The following is a 20,431-nucleotide window of genomic DNA, read 5'->3' on the forward strand; positions in this document are numbered from 1 at the left end:
CTAAAGGTAAGCTAGCGCCAATGTCTACTAAAGCTAAAGAATGTTGGTGGGTGAGTGAGGACATGGTGAAGGCGCTGATAATTGCTGGTAATTCTCGCTCCCTGATCGCTAACCGGGGCGACCTGATTCGCGATATGCGCGCCGGCGGCCTCGAAGTGGCAGCGGCGGTGCCCACGGCCGATTATCTGCCTGAGGTCGAGGAGCTGGGCATCACCATCTACCCCGTGGAGATGGGGCGTACCGGCATCAACCCGCTGCACGATCTCAAGTACTTGCTGGCCCTGCGTAAGCTGCTGCGCCGGGTACGCCCCCAGGTGGTGTTCGGCTACACCATCAAGCCGGTGGTCTACGGCAGCCTGGCCGCCCGGTTGGCCGGGGTGCCGCGCATCTACTCCATGATCACCGGCCTGGGTCACGTGTTTACCACCGAGAACGCCCGCAACCGGCGGCTGCAGAAGGTCATCGGCGTGCTCTACCGGCTGGGGCTCTCCGCCAACCGCCGGGTGTTCTTCCAGAACCCCGATGATCTTCAGGAGTTTCTGGAGCGCGGCATGCTCAAGGACCCAAGCAAAGCGGTGCGCACCTACGGTTCCGGTGTGGATAGGCAGCGCTTCGCTCGGGAGCCGCTGCCCGGAGGGCCTACCACCTTTCTGTTTATCGGCCGGCTGCTCACCGAGAAGGGGATCGCCGAGTTCTGCGAGGCGGCCCGGCAGGTACGCGCCGACTACCCCGAGGCGCGCTTTATCGCCGTGGGGCCCCACGACCCCAATCTGCCGCACGCCTGCGCCGCCGAGGATCTCGAACGCTGGATGGCGGAAGGGGTGGTGGAGTTCGTGGGAGGGGTGAAGGACGTGCGCCCCTGGATCGCCCAGAGCTCGGTGTTTGTGCTGCCCTCCTACAGGGAAGGCACGCCCCGCTCGGTGCTGGAGGCCATGAGCATGGGCCGGCCTATCATCACCAGCGATGCCCCCGGTTGCCGGGAAACCGTGGAGGAGGGCGTCAACGGCTTTCTGGTCGCCCCGCGCAGCGTGGCTCCCCTGGTTGATGCCATGGCGCGCTTCCTGGCCGAGCCCGAGCGGGTTGCCGAGATGGGCGAAGCCTCCTGGCAGCTGGTGGCGCGCCACTACGATGTTCACAAGGTCAATCGCGTCATTCTCGACGCGATGGAGCTTACATCCGTTTCAGAACCGAGGAATACATGAAGGATCTGGCCAAACGCCTCTTCGATATCGTCTCCAGCGCTGCGGTGCTGCTGGTCATCCTACCCCTACTGCTGGCGGTGGCACTCTGGATCAAGCTCGACAGCCGCGGGCCGGTGTTCTTCTTGCAGCAGAGGGCCGGCCTGGGGGGCCGGCCCTTTCGTATTCTCAAGTTCCGCACCATGCTGCATCGCGCCCCGGAGCAGATCGATCAGCATAGCGAGCAGGTGGTCAGCGCCGGACGCGACCCGCGCATCACCCGGGCTGGGCGTTTTATTCGTGCCACCAGCATCGACGAGCTTCCCCAGCTCATCAATATCCTCAAAGGCGACATGAGCGTGGTGGGCCCGCGCCCGGTGCTGATGGAGCAGAAGGAGGTGGTGCCCCCGGGCTACATGAAGCGCTTTGCCGTGCGCCCGGGGCTCACTGGCCTGGCCCAGGTGCGCGGCCGGCGCAGCCTGGGCTGGCTCAAGCAGCTCGCTTTTGATGCCGAGTATGTGGAGAAGCGCAGCTTCTTCTATGACCTCGGCATCATCTTCACCACCATCAAGGTGGTGCTGCTGGGCAGCGGTATCTACGGGGGGGAAGGGCTCAACTGGCGCGCCTACCGCGACAGTCTGAATGGCCGCCCGCCGGAAGACCGGGACGTCGAGGAGGCCCTCAAGTGAGCCAGATCCACTACATGATGATCACCTCAAGCCCCGAGGTGGCGGGCTTTATTGAACAGCACGGCGTGGCGCGCATCTTCATGGACCAGGAGGTGCTGGGCAAGGCGGAGCGCCAGGGCCACTTGGATACCCACAAGGCGGCCCACAGCCTGGAAGAGATCGCCGCCGTGGCCGGGGTGCTCAAGCGGGCCGAGCTGATGGTGCGCGTCAATCCCCTCAACCAACACAGCCAGGCAGAGGTCGACGCCGCCCTCGACTGTGGCGCTAACCGCCTGATGCTGCCAATGTTTACCACCCGCCGCGAGGTGGGGCAGTTCCTCGAGCTGGTGGGGGGCCGGGTGCCGGTGACCTTTCTGGCCGAGACGCCCCAGGCGCTGGTGCGCCTGGCCGACTGGCTGCCGCTGCTGGAGCCGGGCCGAGACGAGGTGCACCTGGGGCTGAACGACCTCTCCCTGGGCATGGGGCTTAACTTCCTCTTTGAACCCATGGCCGGGCGCCTGCTTGACCCCGCTGCCGAACAGCTCAACGCGGCCGGGGTGCGCTGGGGCGTGGGCGGTATTGCGCGCATTGACCAGGGGGAGCTGCCGGCGGAAACCGTGCTGGGCGAACATGTGCGCCTGGGTTCGCGCTGGGTGATTCTTTCCCGCGCCTTTCACCAGGGCGCCAGCTCCTCCGCAGAGCTGCTGCAGACTCTGGATTTCCCTGCCGAGATCGCCAAGCTGCGTGGTGCCGAGGCGAGCTGGCGTGAGGCCAGCCCCGAGGCGCTCCTGGCCAACCAGCAGGCGCTGGCCGAGTGCGCCTTTCGTCTGGGGCGCAAGGGGGAGAGTGCCTGATGACCGCTTCCTGCACCGCTGACCAGCAGCCCTTCGATCAACCGCCCTTTGAGGTGAAGCGCATCCTCTTTCTGCAGAAGGCCGAGGTACTGGAGCAGCAGAAGGCCCAGGTAGCCGAACAGTTGAGCGCTGCGCTGCCTGAAGCGAGCATTACCTTTGCCGGCAGCGCCGCCGAGGTGCCCGAGGGGGCAAGCTTCGATGCGGTGATCGCGCCGACCCTGCCCTGGCTGCCGGAGGCGCTGGCCAGGCTTGCCGACTACCGCTGGATCCACTTCCTCTCCGCCGGGGTGGAGAAGATCTGGGCCATGGACTTCGACAAGACCCGCCCGCTGATGACCAAGAGCAGCGGGGTGCACGGCGCCCCCATGAGCGAGTACGCCATCGGCGCCATGCTCCACTTCACCAAGCAGTTTGGGCGCTTTCACGATCAGGCCAGGCGCGCCGAGTGGCAGCGCACCTGGCTGGATGAGCTCACCGGCAAGCAGCTCACCGTGCTGGGGCTTGGCCATATTGGCCAGAGCCTGGCGCGACGCGCCAAGGCCTTCAATATGCAGGTCGCCGGTACCCTGAAGCATCTGCGCCCGGTGGAGCAGGTCGACCGCGTGGTGGCGATGGAAGAGATCACCCCAGAGCTCGCCCGCACCGATTTCCTGGTCTGCTGCCTGCCGCTCACCGACGAGACCCTGGGCCTGGTTGATGCCGAGTTCCTGGCCAGGCTCAAGCCCGGCGCCGTGCTGGTCGATATCTCCCGGGGTGGCGTGGTCAAGGGCGACGCGGTGATTCAGGCCCTCAATGCCGGAATTCTCAAGGGCGCGGCTCTGGATGTCTTCGAACAGCAGCCCCTGCTCGCGGACTCGCCGCTGTGGAAGCGTGATGACGTGCTGATCACGCCCCATGTCTCCGGCACCACGCCGCACTATCTGGAGCGGGCGCTTGGGGTCTTTGTGGCCAATCAGCAAGCCATCGGCGATGGCCAGGGGCCGGTTACGCCGGTCAGCCTGGAAGGGGGATACTGAGCGGTATTTGGTGTCGCTTATGGTTTAAGGGCCCGGGTGTTAAACCGCGCCATGCGGACCTTGGTCATGTTGACTTAGCCCTGAAGTGGTCCAATTGGAGCGGACACCCCGATAAGCCTCATAATGGAGGCCATGGAGGTGCTCATGACCAAGAAGACTTGACGTCGGTATTCCGATGAATTCAAGGCGGATGCGGTGAGCCTGGTGACCGAACAGGGGTATGCCGTATCCGAGGCCGCCCGGCGGCTTGGGGTTGACCGTAGCCTGTTGGACCGTTGGTGCCGCAAGCACCGTCAGCAGGACTCCGGCATTCCAGCGCGGAAAGAGGACGATCGCGACGCCGAGATCAAGAAGCTCCGCGAAGAAGTTCGTAAGCTCCAGATTGAAAAGGATATTTTAAAAAAGGCGGCCTTCTTCGCCAAAGAGTCGGGCTGAGATATCAGTTCATCGAGTCGGAGAAGGCCACCTATTCCGTGGCCGTATTGTGTCGGGTCATGCAGGTCAGCCGGAGTGGCTTCTATGCCTGGCGGCAACGTGACCCTGACGAGCAGCGTCAGGCCCTGCACCACGAAGTCAGAGAGATTCATCGCCAGAAGCGTGGCAGCGATGGAAGCCGCCGGATGGCCAGAGAACTGCGACGCCGCGGCTACGCTGTGGGCCGCTACCAAGCCCGCAGCCTGATGCGGGAGGCGGGTGTCGAGGCTCGTCAGCGGCGCCGTTGGCGCCATACAACCGACAGTGAGCACAGCCTGCCGGTGGCGCCCAACCTATTGAATCGGCAGTTCATGGTGACGGAACCGAATCGGGTTTGGGTGGCTGATATCACGGCGATCTGGACGCTGGAGGGCTAGCTCTATCTGGCGGCGGTGCTCGACCTTCACGACCGGCAGTTGGTGGGCTGGGCGATGGCCGACCACATGCGCACGCAGCTGGTCCTGGATGCCTTGAAGATGGCCGTGGGTCGTCGGCAGCCCAAAAGCGGGTTGATCCATCACAGCGACCGCGGCAGTCAATATGCGTCACGAGATTACCGAGCCGCGCTGGATCGGCACGGGTTCCAGGCCTCAATGAGCCGCAAGGGCAATTGCTGGGACAATGCCGTCATGGAGCGTTTCTTCGGCTCACTGAAAAGCGAATGGCTGGCTGGCCAGCGCTACGGGAGCCGCCGGGCAGCACGGCGGGACGTGATCGAATACATCGAGATGGAGTACAACAGCTGCCGGCTCCACTCGACCCTGGGCTATCAGACGCCGAGGGAGATTGAATTGGCAGTTGCAGCTTGAAAATGTGTCCGCTCTGACTTGACCAGAACACCCCGTTGGGTCGCACCCTTGCCGCGGTGGGCAGCTTATGACAGTGGCTATTGCTGCAGATTGGCATATGCCCGGAGTCTAGCCCTGCGGGGCAAGGCGTTGGACAATCTGTGTTTATCTTTATCAATTCGTATCAGGAAGCTTATGACCCGTTTCGAGACGCTCCAGGCCGAGCTTGCGGCCGCCCCCCGTACCTGGCTGGTGACCGGCTGTGCCGGCTTTATCGGCAGCAACCTGCTGGAGACCCTGCTCAGGCTCGATCAGCGGGTGGTGGGGCTGGACAACTTCGCCACCGGCTTTCAGGCCAACCTGGATGAGGTGCGCTCGCTGGTCAGCCCGGAGCAGTGGGCGCGCTTTCTCTTTATCGAGGGCGATATCTGCTCCCTGGAGACCTGCCGCGAGGCGATGACGCTTGAGGGGCAGCCGGTGAACCACGTGCTGCACCAGGCGGCACTGGGCTCGGTGCCGCGCTCCATCGCCGACCCCGTGGCCAGCAACGCGGCCAATATCTCCGGGCACCTGAACATGCTGGTGGCCGCCAAGGATGCCGGGGTGAAAAGCTTCGTCTATGCCGCGTCCAGCTCCACCTACGGCGACCACCCGGCGCTGCCCAAGGTGGAGGAGCGCATCGGCAGGCCGCTGTCGCCCTATGCGGTCACCAAGGTGGTCAACGAGATGTATGCCGAGGTGTTCGCCCGCACCTACGGCTTCAAGGCCACCGGGCTTCGCTACTTCAACGTGTTCGGCAAGCGCCAGAACCCCAACGGCGCCTACGCCGCGGTGATCCCCAAGTGGGCCGGCGCCATGCTCACCGACGAGACGCTGTTCATCAACGGCGACGGCGAGACCAGCCGCGACTTCTGCTATATCGCCAACGCCGTGCAGGCCAACCTGCTGGCGGCCACCGCCGACGACGAGGCCCAGGGCGAGGTCTACAACGTGGCGGTGAGCGGGCGCACCACCCTGAACCAGCTGTTCGGGTACCTGCGCGAGGCCCTGGCCGACCAGGGCGTGACTTACGCTCAGGATGCCACCTACCGTGACTTCCGCCCCGGCGATGTTCGCCACTCCCAGGCGGATATCGGCAAGGCGCGCCGCCTGCTCGGCTACGAACCCAGCCACACCATCGTGGAAGGCATCTTCGAGGCCATGCCCTGGTATATCGAGCACTTCCGCCGGGCTTGAGTGGCATGAGCGCTACCTCGCCTGGCTGCCACGCCCTCGTCACACGGCGGCGCTACCCTCCGGCCTGTAGGGTCGGATCAGGTGAGCGCGATGAAGATAGCGATATGCGGTGCGGGCTATGTGGGTCTTTCCAACGCCATGCTGCTGGCCCAGCACAACCAGGTAGTAGCGCTGGACGTCGTGCCCGAGCGGGTGGCGCTGCTCAACGACCGCCTCTCGCCGATTGAAGACGCCGAGATCAGCGACTTTCTCGCCCACCGCGAGCTGGACTTTACCGCCACCCTGGACCGGGAAGCCGCCTACCGGGGCGCGGACTTCGTGGTGATCGCCACGCCCACCGACTACGACCCCAAGACCAACACCTTCGATACCTCAAGCGTCGAGGCGGTGATCCAGGACGTGATGGCGATCAACCCTGCGGCGACGATGGTGATCAAGTCCACCGTGCCGGTGGGCTTTACCGCCGAGGCCTGCGAGCGCTTCGGCACCCGGAACCTGATCTTCTCGCCGGAGTTTCTGCGCGAGGGCAGGGCGCTTTTTGATAACCTCTACCCTTCGCGGATCATCGTGGGGGAGCACTCGGCGCGCGCCGAGGCCTTCGCCGGGCTGCTCACCCAGGGCGCGGTGAAGGAAGAGATCCCGGTGCTCTTCACCAACAGCACCGAGGCGGAGGCGATCAAGCTCTTCGCCAACACCTATCTCGCCATGCGGGTGGCCTACTTCAACGAGCTGGACAGCTACGCCGAGACCCACGGCCTGGATAGCCGCCAGATCATCGAAGGGGTGGGGCTTGACCCGCGCATCGGCAGCCACTACAACAACCCCAGCTTCGGCTACGGCGGCTACTGCCTGCCCAAGGACACCAGGCAGCTCCTGGCCAACTACCAGGACGTGCCGAGCAATATCATCAAGGCCATTGTGGATGCCAACCGCACCCGCAAGGACTTTGTGGCCGAGCAGGTGCTGGAGCGGCGCCCCAAGGTAGTGGGCGTCTACCGGCTGATCATGAAGGCCGGCTCCGACAACTTCCGCGCCAGCGCCATGCAGGGTGTGATGAAGCGCATCAAGGCCAAGGGCATCGAGGTGGTGGTCTTTGAACCGGTGCTTGCGGAAGAGACCTTCTACGGCTCCCGGGTGATCCGCGACCTCGACGCTTTCAAGGCCGAGGCCGACGTGATCTTGAGCAACCGCATGGCGGAAGAGCTCGCCGACGTGGCGGAGAAGGTCTACACCCGCGACCTCTTCGGCAGCGACTAGCTGAGCTCCGCCCCTCTCAACGGGAGGTGCCTTGCCCACCGGGGGGGCGCCCCTTCCACCGGGGTCAGACCCTTCGGCAAACTTAGGCCAACCCCCGCCTAAGTGTGCCGAAGGGTCTGACCCCGGCCGTTATTGCATTTATCAACGCAGTCAGGGATTTTCGATGGTGAATATGGACAATGTGCGTCTGGGCGTGATCGGCAGGGAAAACGCATGAAAAACCGCTCTATGACGGGCTTCGTGGCGCTTTACCAGTAGGAGCTAATGTGGTCATCTAACGACTTTTGCTCATGTATGACCTCATGCTGACACCATCGCTTATGCACCATTTATCGATCGTTCCCGACTTCCGCCAGGCCTGGAAAGTGCAGCATCAGCTGTCGGATATCCTGTTCCTGACGGTCTGTGCAGTGATCTGTGGTGCCGAGGGTTGGGACGAAATCGAGGACTTTGGCCACGCGAAGCTCGATTTTCTCCGTCAGTACGGCGATTTTGAGGCTGGCGTGCCCAGCCATGACACCTTGGCCAGGGTCATGGCCCTGGTGAATGCCGAGCAGTTGCAAAGCGCATTCGCCGAGTGGATGAAGGCCTGTCACGATGTGACGGAGGGCGCGGTGGTGGCCATCGATGGCAAGACGCTGCGAGGGTCGTACTGCCGAGGGAAGGGCAAAGGGGCGATACACATGGTCAGTGCCTTCAGTGCGGCGAATGGCGTGGTGCTGGGCCAGGTCAAGACGGCGGAGAAATCCAACGAGATCACGGCGATTCCCGAGCTACTCAAGCTTCTCAATCTGCAAGGTTGCTTGGTGACGATCGATGCCATGGGTTGCCAAAAGAAGATCGCCACTCAGGTGCTGCGGAAGGGCGCCGATTACCTGTTGTCGGTGAAGGAAAATCAGCCAGCCCTGGCGGATGCCTTCGAGGCAGCGTTTCCCATGCCCAAGGTGGTCAACTTTGAAGGGGATGCGTATGTCACGGACGAGAAGAATCGGGGCCGGCAAGAGACTCGATACCATATTGTCAGCGAGGTTACTGAAGAATTTCAGGAGCTTAGCTATGAATGGCCAGGCCTGAAAACGGTGGGCGTGGTGATGAGTTTCCGCCAGGAAGGCGATGAGGTGCCAGAAGCCCCGATGATCCGCTACTACATCAGCTCTGCCGAGCTGAGCGCCAAGAAGCTCGCCGAAGCGGCTCGCCAGCATTGGTTTGTCGAGAATAAGCTCCACTGGTCCTTGGACGTCGCGCTCCGCGAGGATGCTTGCAAAATCCACCGCGGTCAGGCGGCGGAAAACCTCGCCAGGATGCGCCATATCGCCTTGAATTACCTGAAAGGGGAGAGCCGTTTCAAAGGCGGCATCCGGCGAAAGCAGAAGAAAGCGGCACTGGATGAGACTTACCTCGCAGACATTCTCGCGGTGTAGGGTTTTTCATGCGTTTTCCCTGGCGTGATCGGCCTGGGCTATGTGGGGCTGCCGCTGGCGGTGGAGTTCGGCAAGGTGCTGCCCACCGTGGGCTTCGATATCAATGCCAAGCGCATCAGTGAGCTGCGCGACGGCGTGGACCACACCCTGGAGGTGGAGCCGGAGCTGCTGGCCGAGGCGAGCCAGCTGAGCTTTGCCAGTGACCTCGAGGCGCTCAAGGCCTGCAACGTCTATATCGTCACCGTGCCGACGCCGATCGATGCGAGCCGCCGGCCGGACCTGACGCCCTTGATCCGCGCCAGCGAGACCCTGGGCCAGGTGGTGGGGCAGGGCGACGTGGTGATCTATGAGTCCACCGTCTACCCGGGCGCCACCGAGGAGGCGTGCATTCCGGTGGTGGAGCGAGTCTCCGGGCTCACCTACAACCGCGACTTCTTCGCCGGCTACAGCCCCGAGCGGATCAACCCGGGCGACAAGGAGCACCGCGTCACCACCATCATGAAGGTGACCTCCGGCTCCACCCCGGAGGCGGCGGCCTTCGTGGATGCGCTCTACCGCCGGGTGATCACCGCCGGCACCCACCTGGCGAGCTCCATCGCCGTGGCCGAGGCGGCCAAGGTGATCGAGAACACCCAGCGCGACGTGAACATCGCCCTGATCAACGAGCTGGCGGTGATCTTCAACCGCCTGGGGATCGATACCGAGGAGGTGCTGGAAGCCGCCGGCACCAAGTGGAACTTCCTGCCCTTCCGCCCGGGGCTGGTGGGCGGCCACTGCATCGGCGTGGACCCCTACTACCTCACCCACCGCGCCCAGCAGGTGGGCTACCACCCGGAGATGATCCTCGCCGGGCGGCGCCTCAACGACAACATGGGCGCCTACGTGGCGGGCCAGCTGGTCAAGCAGATGATCAAGCGGCGCATCCACGTGGAGGGCGCCCGGGTGCTGGTGATGGGCCTCACCTTCAAGGAGAACTGCCCGGACCTGCGCAACACCCGGGTGGTGGACATCATCACCGAGCTCGCCGACTACGGCGTGGCGGTGGACGTCTACGACCCCCAGGTGAACAAGGACGAGGCCGAGGCGGAGTACGGTATCCGCCCGGTTCAGGCCCCCGAGGCCGGCGCCTATGACGCCATGATCCTCGCCGTCGCCCACCGCGAGTTCAAGGCGCTCGGCGCCGACGGCATCCGCCCCTGGGGCAAGCCCGAGCACGTCCTCTACGACCTCAAGTACGTCCTGCCCAAGGAGAGCGTCGACCTGAGGCTCTAACCTACCTTCGTGGCCCCTCCACCGGGGTCAGACCCTTCGGCAAACTTAGGCAAAACCCACGCCTAAGTGTCCCGAAGTGTCCGACCCCTGCGGCCAAACCCCGCTTAGGGGTCGTACCCTAAAGTTAACTTCGGTAAAGAGCGCGCCTAAGCCGGCTGAAGTGTCCGGCCCGCGTGCGCGCGGCGCTGTGGTTCATTCCCCTCGTCGTTTCACCTTGCCTCGACAGAGGAAGCGAGAGACTAGTATGTGTGGCATCGTTGGCGCCGTGGGCGCAAAGGACTGTACCCCCTTCCTGCTGGAGGGGCTCAAGACACTCGAGTACCGCGGCTACGATTCGGCCGGGCTGGCGGTGCTGGGCGAGCGTGACGGCGCCCTGGGGCGCGCCCGGGCCAAGGGGCGGGTGGCCGAGCTGGAGGCGCGGCTGGATGAGCTCGCCCTGGCGGGGCCGGTGGGCATCGCCCATACCCGCTGGGCCACCCACGGCGTGCCGGCGGAGCGCAATGCGCACCCCCATGTCTCCGGGGGGCTGGCCGTGGTGCATAACGGCATCATCGAGAACTACGCCGAGCTGAAGGCCGATCTGCAGGGCCTGGGCTATGCCTTCACCTCGGATACCGACACCGAGACCATCGCCCACCTGGTGCAGGCCTGCCTGGCCGGCGAGCCGCGCTTCGTGGGGCCGGACGGGGCGGCCTGCGGCGATCTCTTCGCCGCGGTGCGCTGCGCGATCACCCACCTGGAGGGCGCCTATGCCCTGGCGGTGATCCGCGAGGAGGAGGCGGGTTGCCTGGTGGTGGCTCGGGAAGGCTCGCCCTTGATGCTCGGCGTGGGGGAGCAGGGCCACTATGCGGCCTCGGATGCCTCGGCGCTGCTCTCGGTCACCCGCCGGATGATCTACTTGGAGAACGGCGACGTGGCCCGCCTGACCTGCGACGCCCTGACCCTGGTCGACGGCCAGGGGCAGCCGGTGACCCGCCGCGTCATCACCTCCGAGCTCTCCGCCGAGGCGGTGGCCCTCGGCGAGTACCGCCACTACATGCAGAAGGAGATCTTCGAGCAGCCCCAGGCGCTGGGCAACACCCTCGAGATGCTGGGCGGGGCAGGGCGCCTGCAGCCCGGGATCTTCGGCGCCGATGCCGAGGGGCTCTTCCCCCAGGTCGATTCGGTGCTGATCCTGGCCTGCGGCACCTCCAGCTACGCCGGCATGACCGCCAAGTACTGGATCGAGGCGCTGGCCGGCCTGCCCTGCAACCTGGAGATCGCCAGCGAGTACCGCTACCGCGACTCGGTGGCCAACCCCAAGCAGCTGGTGGTGGTGATCTCCCAGTCCGGCGAGACCGCGGATACCCTGGCGGCGCTGCACCACGCCAAGGCCCTGGGTCATGCCCACACCCTGGCGATCTGCAACGTGCCGGAGTCGGCCATCGTGCGCGAGACCGCCCTGCGCTTTATCACCCGGGCGGGGCCGGAGATCGGGGTGGCCTCCACCAAGGCCTTTACCACCCAGCTGGCCGCGCTCTTCCTGCTCGCCCTGCTGCTGGGCAAGGCCCATGGCCGGCTGGCCGGCGAGGCCTGGGACGGCGAGCGCGAAGAGGCCTTGCTGACCGAGCTGCGCCACCTTCCGGTCGCGGTGGAAAAGGTGCTGGCACTCGAGCCCCAGATCGAGGCCTGGGCGCAGCACTTCGCTCAGAAGCGCCACGCGCTCTTCCTGGGGCGCGGGCCGCACTATCCCATCGCCCTCGAAGGCGCGCTCAAGCTCAAGGAGATCAGCTATATCCACGCCGAGGCCTATCCGGCTGGCGAGCTCAAGCATGGACCCCTGGCCCTGGTGGATGCCGAGATGCCGGTGGTGGTGGTCGCCCCCAACGACGCCCTGCTGGAGAAGCTTAAGGCCAACATGCAGGAGGTCAGCGCCCGGGGCGGCGAGCTCTACGTCTTTGCTGACGGCTGCAGCCAGGTAGCGTCAAGCCCCGGGGTGAACGTGCTCACCATGCCGGAGCACTACGGCCTGCTCAGCCCCGTGCTGCACGTCGTCGCCCAGCAACTCCTCGCCTACCACGTCGCCCTGGTCAAAGGCACCGACGTCGACAAACCCCGCAACCTCGCCAAAAGCGTCACGGTGGAGTAGCCCCTCGGGGTCAGACCCTTAAGCCCGCTTAGGGGTCGTACCCTTAAGTATGATTAGGGAAAAATCAACTCAAGCCTGCTGAAGTGTCCGGCCCCTGTGCGCGTCGCCTGGAGTCCATCGGCCAGCCGGGTGGCCACCACTGTCGCGCGCGGTGGACGTGATAGACTATCGTCATACGGTCGGCAGGGAGCGGAGCATGGCCAATCATCATGATACGGGCTATAAAGAGCTGTTCAGCTACCCGGAGTTTGTGCAGCAGCTCATTGAAGGGTTCGCGCCGGCCGAGATCTCTGCGATGATGGATTTCTCGACGCTCACAAATCACAGCGGCAACTACATCACGCCGTTGTTCGAGGAGAAGTTCGAGGATGTTGTGTGGTCGGTGGAGGTGACGCAGGAAGGCGTGACCCAGCGGGTGTTCCTCTACATCCTCCTTGAATTCCAGTCCTCGGTGGATCACACCATGCCCATCAGGCTGCTGCACTACGTGGCCTGTTTCTACGATCACCTGCTCAAGAGCCGAGTCACCACGCCGGGCGAGGGGCTGCCGCCAGTGCTGCCCGTCGTGCTCTACAACGGCTCCCGGCGCTGGTCGGCCGAGCAGGACATCTATGCCATGATCCGCCCGGAACCACCGAGTTTTCTGCAGGTCTACCAGCCGCACCTGCGCTACTACCTGATCGACGAAGGGCGCTACACTGACGAGCAGCTGGGGCGGCGCCAGACCCCACTGAGCGGCGTGTTCGGCGTGGAGAACGCCGGTCAGAGCTGGGAGGCCTTGCAGCAAGCGGTGAACCGGATCGTGGCAATCATCGAGGCTGATCCCCATAAGGAACGTATCGACCGGATCATCACCCGCTGGCTGAAGCGACATCTGCAGCGGGTAGCCCCCAGGGCTGGGCTCGACCTGGATCGGCTCAACAGCCTGGTAGAGGATAGAGATATGTTGGCAGAGAATCTTGAGAACCTGGTGAAAAAAGAGCGACTGGAAGGCCGTCAGGAAGGCCGGCAGGAAGGTTTTGCAGGACTGCTCCGTTTGCAGCTGACCTTCAAGTTTGGCGAACTGCCGCCCTGGGTAGACGAGAAGCTCGCGACGGCAACCGATGAGCAGCTCGGCCGATGGGGAACTCGAATGCTGACCGCGAACTCCCTCGATGAGCTCTTCAGGCAATAATCCTCCGGCAGAAATCGCTATTGAGGTGATGGGGGCGCTCCGAGAGCACTGAGGCCTTCGCCGGGCTGCTCACCCAGGGGGCAGTGAAAGACGAGATCCCGCTGCTCTTCACCAACAGCACCGAGGCGGACGCGATCAGCCCCCGGGGTCAGACCCTGAGGCCTCCCCACGAATAACATAGGGAAATCAGAATATTAGGGTTGAAAAAAGTCTGCATGGGCAGGCATGTTGTTAATCGCCAAACCAACAATATGCCGAGGAGCCCATGCAGACATCCCGATTCTTGCACAAGATTCTGATGACTTCAGCCTCCCTGCTGCATGCCACACGCTTCAATGCCCTGGCCACCTGCGTCGAGGCATTATTGATGGGGCAACGGCTGTCCCTGACGGCAATCGGCCGTCAGCTCCCGCGCCAGGCGAAGCCCAAGCACGCGATCAAGTGTGTCGATCGTTTGTTGGGCAACCCTCACTTGCAACGTGAGCGGCGATGGCTCTATGCGGACGTCGCTCGCCAGCTGGTAGGCACTCAGCGATATCCGGTGATCCTAGTCGATTGGTCACCGATCGACGACCGCGGGCAGCATTTTTTGCTGCGTGCCGCGATCCCCTTCGGGAAGCGATCGTTTCCGATCTATGAACGTGTGCACCACAAGGACGCCTGCCCCCGTTGTCAGAAAGCACTCCTCGCTGACCTGGCGTGGATGTTGCCGCCGCAGACCACGCCGATTCTGGTCACCGATGCCGGCTTCAAGACGCCCTGGTTACGGGCTGTCGAGGCGTATGGTTGGTACTACGTCGGCCGGGTGCGTGGGGCAACTCAACTGAGGCACGACGGTGAATCCGACTGGCGCCGCCTGGAATCACTGTTTCCGCTGGCGACACGCGAACCAGCAGCGCGCGGTTCCGTCACACTGGCCAAGACACGGTCACTGGCGACCCACCTGTACCTGTACCGCGCCCCCTACCGAGGGCGCAAAGACCGCAACAAGAACGGCAGGGCGTCACGCGCCGCTCGAAGCCGCAAGGTGGCCAAGGGGCATCGAGAACCCTGGGTGCTGGTCAGTAATCTGACACCCCGCCACCATACCGCCGCCAAGGTCGTACAGCTCTACAGCAGGCGCATGGAAATCGAGGAAGGGTTTCGGGATATCAAGAGTGAGCGCTTCGGATTTGCCTTCAACTTGCATGGCACCCGATGCGCACGCCGCATCGAGATCCTGCTGCTCATCGCCATGCTGGCTAGCTTTCGACTCCTGGCTAGCGGCTTATCCCTCGATCAAGCGGGGAAGGCGCCGGCCTATCAGAGCAACACGCGCCGATCACGGCGTAGCCTCTCGCTGTGGCGGCTTGGCTGCGAAGCCATTCTGGCCCGCTATCCAGCGGGCCGAATGGACAGGCTCCTCCGGCTGATGCGACAAGAAGCCGAACGGGCGGTCACCGTATGATTCGTGGGGAGGCCTCAGGGTCTGACCCCGCCAGCCAGCGTGGTGTTGCATGTACGATACGATCAAGGTGCTGGCGTCCCAGCTGTTGATGCCGCTGCCGATCAGCCTGGGGCTGATGGCATTGGGCCTCATGCTGATGGCTTGGCGCTGCCGCCGTGCGGGTGTGGCGGCCGCGGCTATCGGCCTGGCGATTCTGGTGCTGGCCAGCTGGGGGCCTGTCGCCGAGCGTCTCCTGGAACCGCTGGAGGCGCGCTATCCGGCCTTGGAGGCGCTGCCCGAGAATGAGGGCCTGGCGGCGGTGGTGGTGCTCGGGGGCGGCTGGCGACCGGAGGCGCCGCGTTCGAGCGTGAGCCGCTTGAGCGACAGCTCAGCGATCCGCCTGATGGAGGGCATCCGGCTGTGGCGGCAGAACCCCGAGCTGCCGCTGGTGGTCACCGGCGCCAGTCGTGATCCTGATATAGCCCCGGTGGCCCGGGGCTATGCCGCGGCCGCCGCAGAGCTGGGCGTGCCGGAAGGGCGCCTGACGGTGCTGGACTGGCCCACCGATACCGGCCTGGAAGCCCAGGCCGTTCGTGAGGCCCTGGGCGAGGGCGCGCGGGTGGTGCTGGTGACCTCCGCCTCGCATATGCCGCGCTCCATGCGTCACTTCCGACAGGCTGGCCTCGAGCCCCTGGCGGCGCCCACCCACTACCTGACTCAGCCTGATCAAGCCGGCCAGCTTCGCCACTGGGTGCCATCGGCCAGCCACCTGCGCAAGTCGGAGCGGGCGTTGTATGAGGCGCTGGGCCTGCTGGCCGTTGGCTGGGAAAGTTAGTACTGACTCACTTTTCTAAAGTCTTGAGACCGCCCAGTATCAGAACAGCGCTATGCTGGCGAACCTCAACCACTTGATGGTGGTTGTCGCTGGGGCCCTGCAGAAAGGGGATACTCATGAAGAATTACGTCAGCTCGAGAAGATCAGCGATATCCCCTCCAGCGTCTATCTCGCCCGGGTCCTGGCGGCCTTGGTGATTGCTCTCGCACACTCGACCAGTGGGGGGCCAAGCTGTTGTAGTGCTTCCCGAAGCGTCCAGCGACTGGTCGGTGTTGTGATATGAACGGCCGCCACCGGCTCACCTGCGCCATTCAGCACCGGTGCGGCGATGTTCAGGTCTCCAAGGAAGAACTCGGCATTATTCCAAGCTACACCATGTGTCCTGCATTCCTTGATGATGCTCATGAGCTCATCGATGTCTGTCACGGTGTCAGGCGTATGCTTGACCCGTTCGATGCTCTCTAGGTAGTTCCGCACCCTGGCGTCTGGCAAGGCCGACAAGAACGCACGTCCTGACGCAGTGCAGTACAGCGGCACCCTGCTGCCGATGGGCATATGGATGGGGATGTAGTGGCGGCTGGTGAAGCGCGCGACATATACCATGTCATCACCGCTGGGCTCGGTGAGAGACACCGTCTCCAGGCAGCGGTTGCTCAGGTCCGATAGGTACGGATTGGCGCAGTCCACCAGCAGGTCGGCTTCGAGGTACTGTGCCGCAACGGTCATGATCTTGATGCCGATGCGGTATTTTCTGGTGCCGGGGACACGCTCCAGGTAGCCAAGATGCTGAAGAGTATGGGAAATGCGCTGTACCGAGCCCATGCTCATGCCGCTGAGCTCAGCGAGTTCAGAGAGGCTCAGCTGGCTGTGATGTGCATCGAACAACCCGAGAAGGCTGAACGCCTTCTCTATGGATTGGTTGAATAGCGCCGAGCGGCCTGTGTTCTGTTCTGTTGCCATTCAGTGCACTTCCTCTCTATCGTTCCAGCCAGTCCTTGACGCGATAGTAGTTCACAACCGCACCCACATAAAAACGCTGAAGGCCGTGCAGCGGTATCGGCCGTACAGGGGTGATGGGGAAAGGCAGGCTTTCCTGTAATGAGTCGCTGCCCAAAGTCTCACCAATCAGCTTGCCGAGATGCGTGCCCATTCCTACCCCGCGGCCGTTATACCCCAGAGCCACCGTCAGCCCAGGCGCAGGCTGATGAACGTGTGGCAGTGCATCACGTGTGAGCGCCACGCGCCCCCCCCAGCGATACTCGATATCGACTCCTTTCAAGGCGGGATAGAGCTTGTGAATCGCCCGCTCCAGGTGACGAAAATCCTGCCCCCCCCGCGGGTCATGAAACGGTCCACGCCCGCCCATCAGAAACCGGCCCGAACTATCACGCCGAAAGTAAAGTAATAACTTGCGTGTGTCCGATGCCATCTCTCCCCCCGGCAAGATACCGGCGCCTTCTGCTTCAGATAAGGGACGGGTCGCTATCTGGAAGCTGTTGGCCGCGATCAGGCTCTTATCCAGCCCCTTATACAGCCCACCCGTATACCCGTTGGTGCATATGAGCACCTGGTCGGTTTCAACACAGCCTCCGCTATGTACCATGACCTGCCACTTGTCGTCCTTATGACGAATGGATTCTACTGCCGAGTGCTCGTATAGCTTGGCTCCTGCGCTCTCGGCCGCGCTGGCGAGTCCACGTGCATAGGCCAGAGGGTTAAGCCCACCCGCGCGTGGATCCAGCCAACCACCGAGATATGCATCGGAACCCAGGCGACGGGAGCACTCGTCTCGATCTAACCATTCGACTGCGACGCCCCGATCGGCCCACTGCTGGCCTCGTGACTGCGTCACCCTCAAGGCTGTTTCTGTCGCCGCAGGCTGGATCCAACCGTGACGGGTGGCGTCACAGTGAATGTCATGACGCTTGATCAGGTCGAAGACAACGTCGGCATTGCGCCCGCTGGCGTCGACCATCCTCTCTCCGAGTTCCTGGCCATAGCGAGCAATCAATTCGTCCGGGTCATACTTCAGGCCCGGTATCACCTGGCCGCCGTTCCGACCCGAGGCACCCCAGCCAATGGCGCAGGCATCGACGAGCATGGTGGTGATTCCTCGTTCGGCCAAAGCCAAAGCCGCGGCGAGACCCGTGAAGCCTCCTCCGATTACAAGCACCTCGGTGCGATGATGCCCTTCCAAGGCTGGGCGAGGTGTTGCCGAAGGCGCGGTGTCGACCCACAGCGAAGGCGGCATGTTGGTATCAGTCATTTCTTATCCTTCCGTTCACTCGCAGCGTCAGTGGTTCAGCACACGCCTCAAGAAGTCCTGCGTGCGCTCATGTTGGGGTGTGCTGAGAACGGTGGCCGCCGCGCCCTCTTCGACAATCTGGCCGCCATACAGGAAGCACACTCGGTCAGCTACTTCGCGAGCGAAGCTCATCTCGTGGGTGACAACGACCATGGTCATGCCTTCTTTGGCCAGATCGCGCATGACCTTGAGTACGTCACCCACTAACTCTGGATCGAGGGCCGAGGTCGGCTCATCAAAGAGAATGGCGTCGGGGCGCATCGCCAGGGCACGAGCGATTGCCACGCGCTGTTGCTGGCCCCCGGAAAGAGACTGCGGATGGGCGTTTACCTTATCTCCTAGGCCCACCTTCTCTAGCAGTTCGATGGCATGCTGGCGGGCCTGCTGGCGAGGCTCCTTTTTGACGTAGATGGGGCCCTCCATGACGTTCTCCACCACAGATCGGTGGGGGAAAAGATTGAAGCGCTGGAAGACCATCCCGACTCTGGTTCTTAGCTCATTTATATCTTTCTGTTCTATGTTTACCCGGCGACCATTGATGGCTATTTCGCCCTTGTCATAGCTTTCCAGTCCATTAATGCAGCGCAACACGGTGGACTTGCCAGAGCCTGATGGGCCGATAAGACAGACGACTTCGCCTGACTTGACCTGCAGGCTGACGCCTTTCAAGACCTCGGTGTCGCCGAAGGACTTGTGAATGCTGTCGATGGTAATCACTTGTTGCTCCCCTTGGCAGACTTGCCGAAATAACGCTCCAGGCGATTCACGCCGAATATCAGCGGCAGGCTGAGAGCCAGGTACATCAATGCCAGCATCGTGTAGACGGTAGTGTTCTGAAATGTGGAGGCGGCAATCAGCTGGCCGGCACGGGTCATTTCAGCAACAGTGATTGTGGAGGCCAGGGAGGAATCCTTGAGGATCATCACCGATGTGTTGCCATAGGGGGGGAGAGTGATGCGAATGGCTTGCGGCAGGATGACACGACGCATGATCAGGCGGCTCTTCATGCCGATTGATTTCGCTGCTTCTATCTGGCCAGCATCAATTGCTTCGATACCTGCGCGGAAGTTTTCTGCTTGATAGGCACTGTAGGCAATACCCAGGCCAATGATGCTCGCCTGGAAAGCGCTGAGCTGAATGCCAAGCTCTGGGATGACAAAGTAGATATAGAAAAGCTGCACGATAATGGGCAGGCCGCGTATCACATTGATGACGGTACTTGCCGTCATCGAGAATACACGGATGGGTGAAAGCTTCATCAGCGCCAGTAACAGTCCAAGTGCGGTGCTGAGGATCAGTGCCCCCAACGTGATTTGCACCGTAACGATGGCGCCTTTTAGCAGGATCGGGAAGAACGCTGCAACGTCAGACAACTCCATATTGTGCCTTCTGATAGTCATGCGCACATCCAGGCGGGCACCGGAGTGCCAACGCTAGGGTGGGCGTATTGTCAAGGGAAGTAGGAAGGCGCCGGTCAGGGCCGGCGCTGAGCCTTGGCCTTTACAGGCCCCACTGTTCGAAAATGGCCTGCAGGGTGCCATCATCCTTCAGCTTGGCGAGAGAGGCGTTAACCTCTTCCAGGAGTTCTGTGTTGTCTTGCGTGACAGCCAGGCCAATGTGTCCGACCATTTGCTGTTCGTAATCTTCGGCGAGTTTAAGGTCGGGAAAACGCCCTTCATTCAACTGGTAGCTCATTATGGGCGCATCGCCGACACCGGCGATGATTCGGCCTAGCGACACGTCGCGCATCATATCGGCAAGGGTGTCATAGTTGCGGATTTCGGGAAACAGGCCACTTTCCTCAAGTTGACGAACATACGTGGTTCCCACCTGGGCACCAATCACCTGGCCTTCCAGATCTTGCAGTGAGGTTATATCGCCGGGGTAGCCATTCTGAATAATGATGCCTTCCCCGTACGGGTATACATCGTCGCTAAACGCTACGACCTTGGCGCGAGCCGGCGTCTTGAGCATGGCGGCGGAGATAATGTCAATTCTGCCGGACGTCAAGGACGGAATTAAGGCATTGAACTGGGCTTCCTGCACCGTGACTTCGTAGCCCATATCCTCGCCAAGCGCGTTGATTACGTCGACCATGGCGCCGGTGATCTGGTTTGTTTGGACATCCAGAAAAGTGAATGGGATGCCGCTGGGAGTCCCGCCGGCGCGAAGGGTATCTTGGGCTTGCGCAGTCGTCAGTCCGCCAATCGCCAAAGTGATACCCATAACCCCAGGAACCAACAGGTGTTTCACCTTGTTGGTGAGGTGGCTGGGTTTTGAATTTTCGCAGGATGGAGGGGTGTTACGAGTCATATGGCACCTTGCCTAGTTCTTGGATTGTTCTCGACAGGTTTAGGTTGTGCTCAGGGCACATATTGACCTTAGATCAGCTTGTTTTT

Annotated in this window: 17 protein-coding genes and 1 pseudogene; 13 read left to right on the forward strand and 5 right to left on the reverse strand. The window is 62.7% G+C overall.

Annotation, left to right across the window (positions count from 1 at the left end; translation table 11 throughout):
* Positions 1 to 50 precede the first annotated feature (50 nt).
* The 13 genes and pseudogenes from NHL60_RS09010 to NHL60_RS09070 all read left to right on the forward strand — a co-directional run bounded on the left by NHL60_RS09010 (position 51) and on the right by NHL60_RS09070 (position 15,727).
* Positions 51 to 1,202 carry a glycosyltransferase family 4 protein gene (locus tag NHL60_RS09010; RefSeq protein ID WP_253451584.1) on the forward strand — a complete coding sequence of 384 codons (1,152 nt, stop codon included), beginning with the start codon at positions 51 to 53 and terminating at the stop codon, positions 1,200 to 1,202.
* On the forward strand, positions 1,199 to 1,867 hold the full coding sequence (locus tag NHL60_RS09015; protein WP_253451586.1) for a sugar transferase: 669 nt from the start codon (positions 1,199 to 1,201) through the stop codon (positions 1,865 to 1,867). The genes NHL60_RS09010 and NHL60_RS09015 overlap by 4 nt, the downstream gene beginning before the upstream one ends.
* On the forward strand, positions 1,864 to 2,700 hold the full coding sequence (locus tag NHL60_RS09020) for an aldolase/citrate lyase family protein (RefSeq protein ID WP_253451588.1): 837 nt from the start codon (positions 1,864 to 1,866) through the stop codon (positions 2,698 to 2,700). Before NHL60_RS09015 ends, NHL60_RS09020 begins: the two co-directional genes overlap by 4 nt.
* Entirely contained in the window at positions 2,700 to 3,716 is a 1,017-nt protein-coding gene (locus NHL60_RS09025; RefSeq protein ID WP_253451589.1) for a D-2-hydroxyacid dehydrogenase, read from the forward strand. The genes NHL60_RS09020 and NHL60_RS09025 overlap by 1 nt, the downstream gene beginning before the upstream one ends.
* Positions 3,717 to 3,911: 195 nt before the next feature.
* Positions 3,912 to 4,999: pseudogene (locus tag NHL60_RS09030) on the forward strand (IS3 family transposase).
* 174 nt (positions 5,000 to 5,173) lie between these two features.
* Entirely contained in the window at positions 5,174 to 6,214 is a 1,041-nt protein-coding gene (locus NHL60_RS09035) for an NAD-dependent epimerase/dehydratase family protein (protein WP_253451591.1), read from the forward strand.
* A 90-nt stretch (positions 6,215 to 6,304) separates the two neighbouring features.
* Entirely contained in the window at positions 6,305 to 7,471 is a 1,167-nt protein-coding gene (locus NHL60_RS09040; protein ID WP_253451593.1) for a nucleotide sugar dehydrogenase, read from the forward strand.
* Between the two features lie 302 nt (positions 7,472 to 7,773).
* Entirely contained in the window at positions 7,774 to 8,892 is a 1,119-nt protein-coding gene (locus NHL60_RS09045; RefSeq protein WP_253452053.1) for an ISAs1 family transposase, read from the forward strand.
* A 24-nt stretch (positions 8,893 to 8,916) separates the two neighbouring features.
* Complete coding sequence (gene tviB, locus NHL60_RS09050) at positions 8,917 to 10,164, forward strand: Vi polysaccharide biosynthesis UDP-N-acetylglucosamine C-6 dehydrogenase TviB (protein WP_253451595.1); 1,248 nt, start codon at positions 8,917 to 8,919, stop codon at positions 10,162 to 10,164.
* A gap of 244 nt (positions 10,165 to 10,408) precedes the next feature.
* The gene (gene glmS, locus NHL60_RS09055; RefSeq protein WP_253451597.1) at positions 10,409 to 12,292 is read left to right on the forward strand and encodes a glutamine--fructose-6-phosphate transaminase (isomerizing); all 1,884 of its coding nucleotides are present in this window, start codon (positions 10,409 to 10,411) and stop codon (positions 12,290 to 12,292) included.
* Positions 12,293 to 12,488: 196 nt separating this feature from the next.
* Positions 12,489 to 13,466 carry an Rpn family recombination-promoting nuclease/putative transposase gene (locus NHL60_RS09060; protein WP_253451599.1) on the forward strand — a complete coding sequence of 326 codons (978 nt, stop codon included), beginning with the start codon at positions 12,489 to 12,491 and terminating at the stop codon, positions 13,464 to 13,466.
* A gap of 265 nt (positions 13,467 to 13,731) precedes the next feature.
* A complete protein-coding gene (locus tag NHL60_RS09065) occupies positions 13,732 to 14,913 on the forward strand; it encodes an IS4 family transposase (RefSeq protein WP_253443267.1) in 1,182 nt (393 codons plus the stop codon).
* 49 nt (positions 14,914 to 14,962) lie between these two features.
* Positions 14,963 to 15,727, forward strand: coding sequence for an ElyC/SanA/YdcF family protein (locus NHL60_RS09070; protein ID WP_253451601.1), 765 nt, complete (start codon positions 14,963 to 14,965; stop codon positions 15,725 to 15,727).
* A 165-nt stretch (positions 15,728 to 15,892) separates the two neighbouring features.
* On the opposite strand, the gene NHL60_RS09075 is transcribed toward NHL60_RS09070, so the two are convergent.
* From NHL60_RS09075 to NHL60_RS09095, 5 genes are all read right to left on the reverse strand, one after another.
* A complete protein-coding gene (locus NHL60_RS09075) occupies positions 15,893 to 16,687 on the reverse strand; it encodes an IclR family transcriptional regulator (protein WP_253451603.1) in 795 nt (264 codons plus the stop codon).
* A 16-nt stretch (positions 16,688 to 16,703) separates the two neighbouring features.
* Positions 16,704 to 17,993, reverse strand: a complete 1,290-nt coding sequence (locus NHL60_RS09080) for an FAD-binding oxidoreductase (RefSeq protein ID WP_253451605.1) — start codon at positions 17,991 to 17,993, stop codon at positions 16,704 to 16,706.
* A 27-nt stretch (positions 17,994 to 18,020) separates the two neighbouring features.
* Positions 18,021 to 18,749, reverse strand: coding sequence for an amino acid ABC transporter ATP-binding protein (locus NHL60_RS09085; protein WP_253451607.1), 729 nt, complete (start codon positions 18,747 to 18,749; stop codon positions 18,021 to 18,023).
* Positions 18,746 to 19,432, reverse strand: coding sequence for an amino acid ABC transporter permease (locus NHL60_RS09090; RefSeq protein ID WP_253451609.1), 687 nt, complete (start codon positions 19,430 to 19,432; stop codon positions 18,746 to 18,748). Before NHL60_RS09090 ends, NHL60_RS09085 begins: the two co-directional genes overlap by 4 nt.
* Before the next feature lie 100 nt (positions 19,433 to 19,532).
* On the reverse strand, positions 19,533 to 20,345 hold the full coding sequence (locus tag NHL60_RS09095; RefSeq protein WP_253451612.1) for an ABC transporter substrate-binding protein: 813 nt from the start codon (positions 20,343 to 20,345) through the stop codon (positions 19,533 to 19,535).
* Between the last annotated feature and the right edge of the window lie 86 nt (positions 20,346 to 20,431).

Origin of the sequence: Halomonas sp. Y3, from assembly GCF_024137965.1 — a bacterium.
Lineage (GTDB): Bacteria > Pseudomonadota > Gammaproteobacteria > Pseudomonadales > Halomonadaceae > Halomonas > Halomonas mongoliensis.

Coding starts and splice junctions, on each gene's coding strand:
- NHL60_RS09015 (WP_253451586.1), top strand. CDS start 1,199: ATGAAGGATCTGGCCAAACGCCTCTTCGATATCGTCTCCAGCGCTGCG.
- NHL60_RS09025 (WP_253451589.1), top strand. CDS start 2,700: ATGACCGCTTCCTGCACCGCTGACCAGCAGCCCTTCGATCAACCGCCC.
- NHL60_RS09035 (WP_253451591.1), top strand. CDS start 5,174: ATGACCCGTTTCGAGACGCTCCAGGCCGAGCTTGCGGCCGCCCCCCGT.
- NHL60_RS09040 (WP_253451593.1), top strand. CDS start 6,305: ATGAAGATAGCGATATGCGGTGCGGGCTATGTGGGTCTTTCCAACGCC.
- NHL60_RS09045 (WP_253452053.1), top strand. CDS start 7,774: ATGCTGACACCATCGCTTATGCACCATTTATCGATCGTTCCCGACTTC.
- glmS (WP_253451597.1), top strand. CDS start 10,409: ATGTGTGGCATCGTTGGCGCCGTGGGCGCAAAGGACTGTACCCCCTTC.
- NHL60_RS09060 (WP_253451599.1), top strand. CDS start 12,489: ATGGCCAATCATCATGATACGGGCTATAAAGAGCTGTTCAGCTACCCG.
- NHL60_RS09065 (WP_253443267.1), top strand. CDS start 13,732: ATGCAGACATCCCGATTCTTGCACAAGATTCTGATGACTTCAGCCTCC.
- NHL60_RS09070 (WP_253451601.1), top strand. CDS start 14,963: ATGTACGATACGATCAAGGTGCTGGCGTCCCAGCTGTTGATGCCGCTG.
- NHL60_RS09075 (WP_253451603.1), bottom strand. CDS start 16,687: ATGGCAACAGAACAGAACACAGGCCGCTCGGCGCTATTCAACCAATCC.
- NHL60_RS09080 (WP_253451605.1), bottom strand. CDS start 17,993: ATGACTGATACCAACATGCCGCCTTCGCTGTGGGTCGACACCGCGCCT.
- NHL60_RS09090 (WP_253451609.1), bottom strand. CDS start 19,432: ATGACTATCAGAAGGCACAATATGGAGTTGTCTGACGTTGCAGCGTTC.
- NHL60_RS09095 (WP_253451612.1), bottom strand. CDS start 20,345: ATGACTCGTAACACCCCTCCATCCTGCGAAAATTCAAAACCCAGCCAC.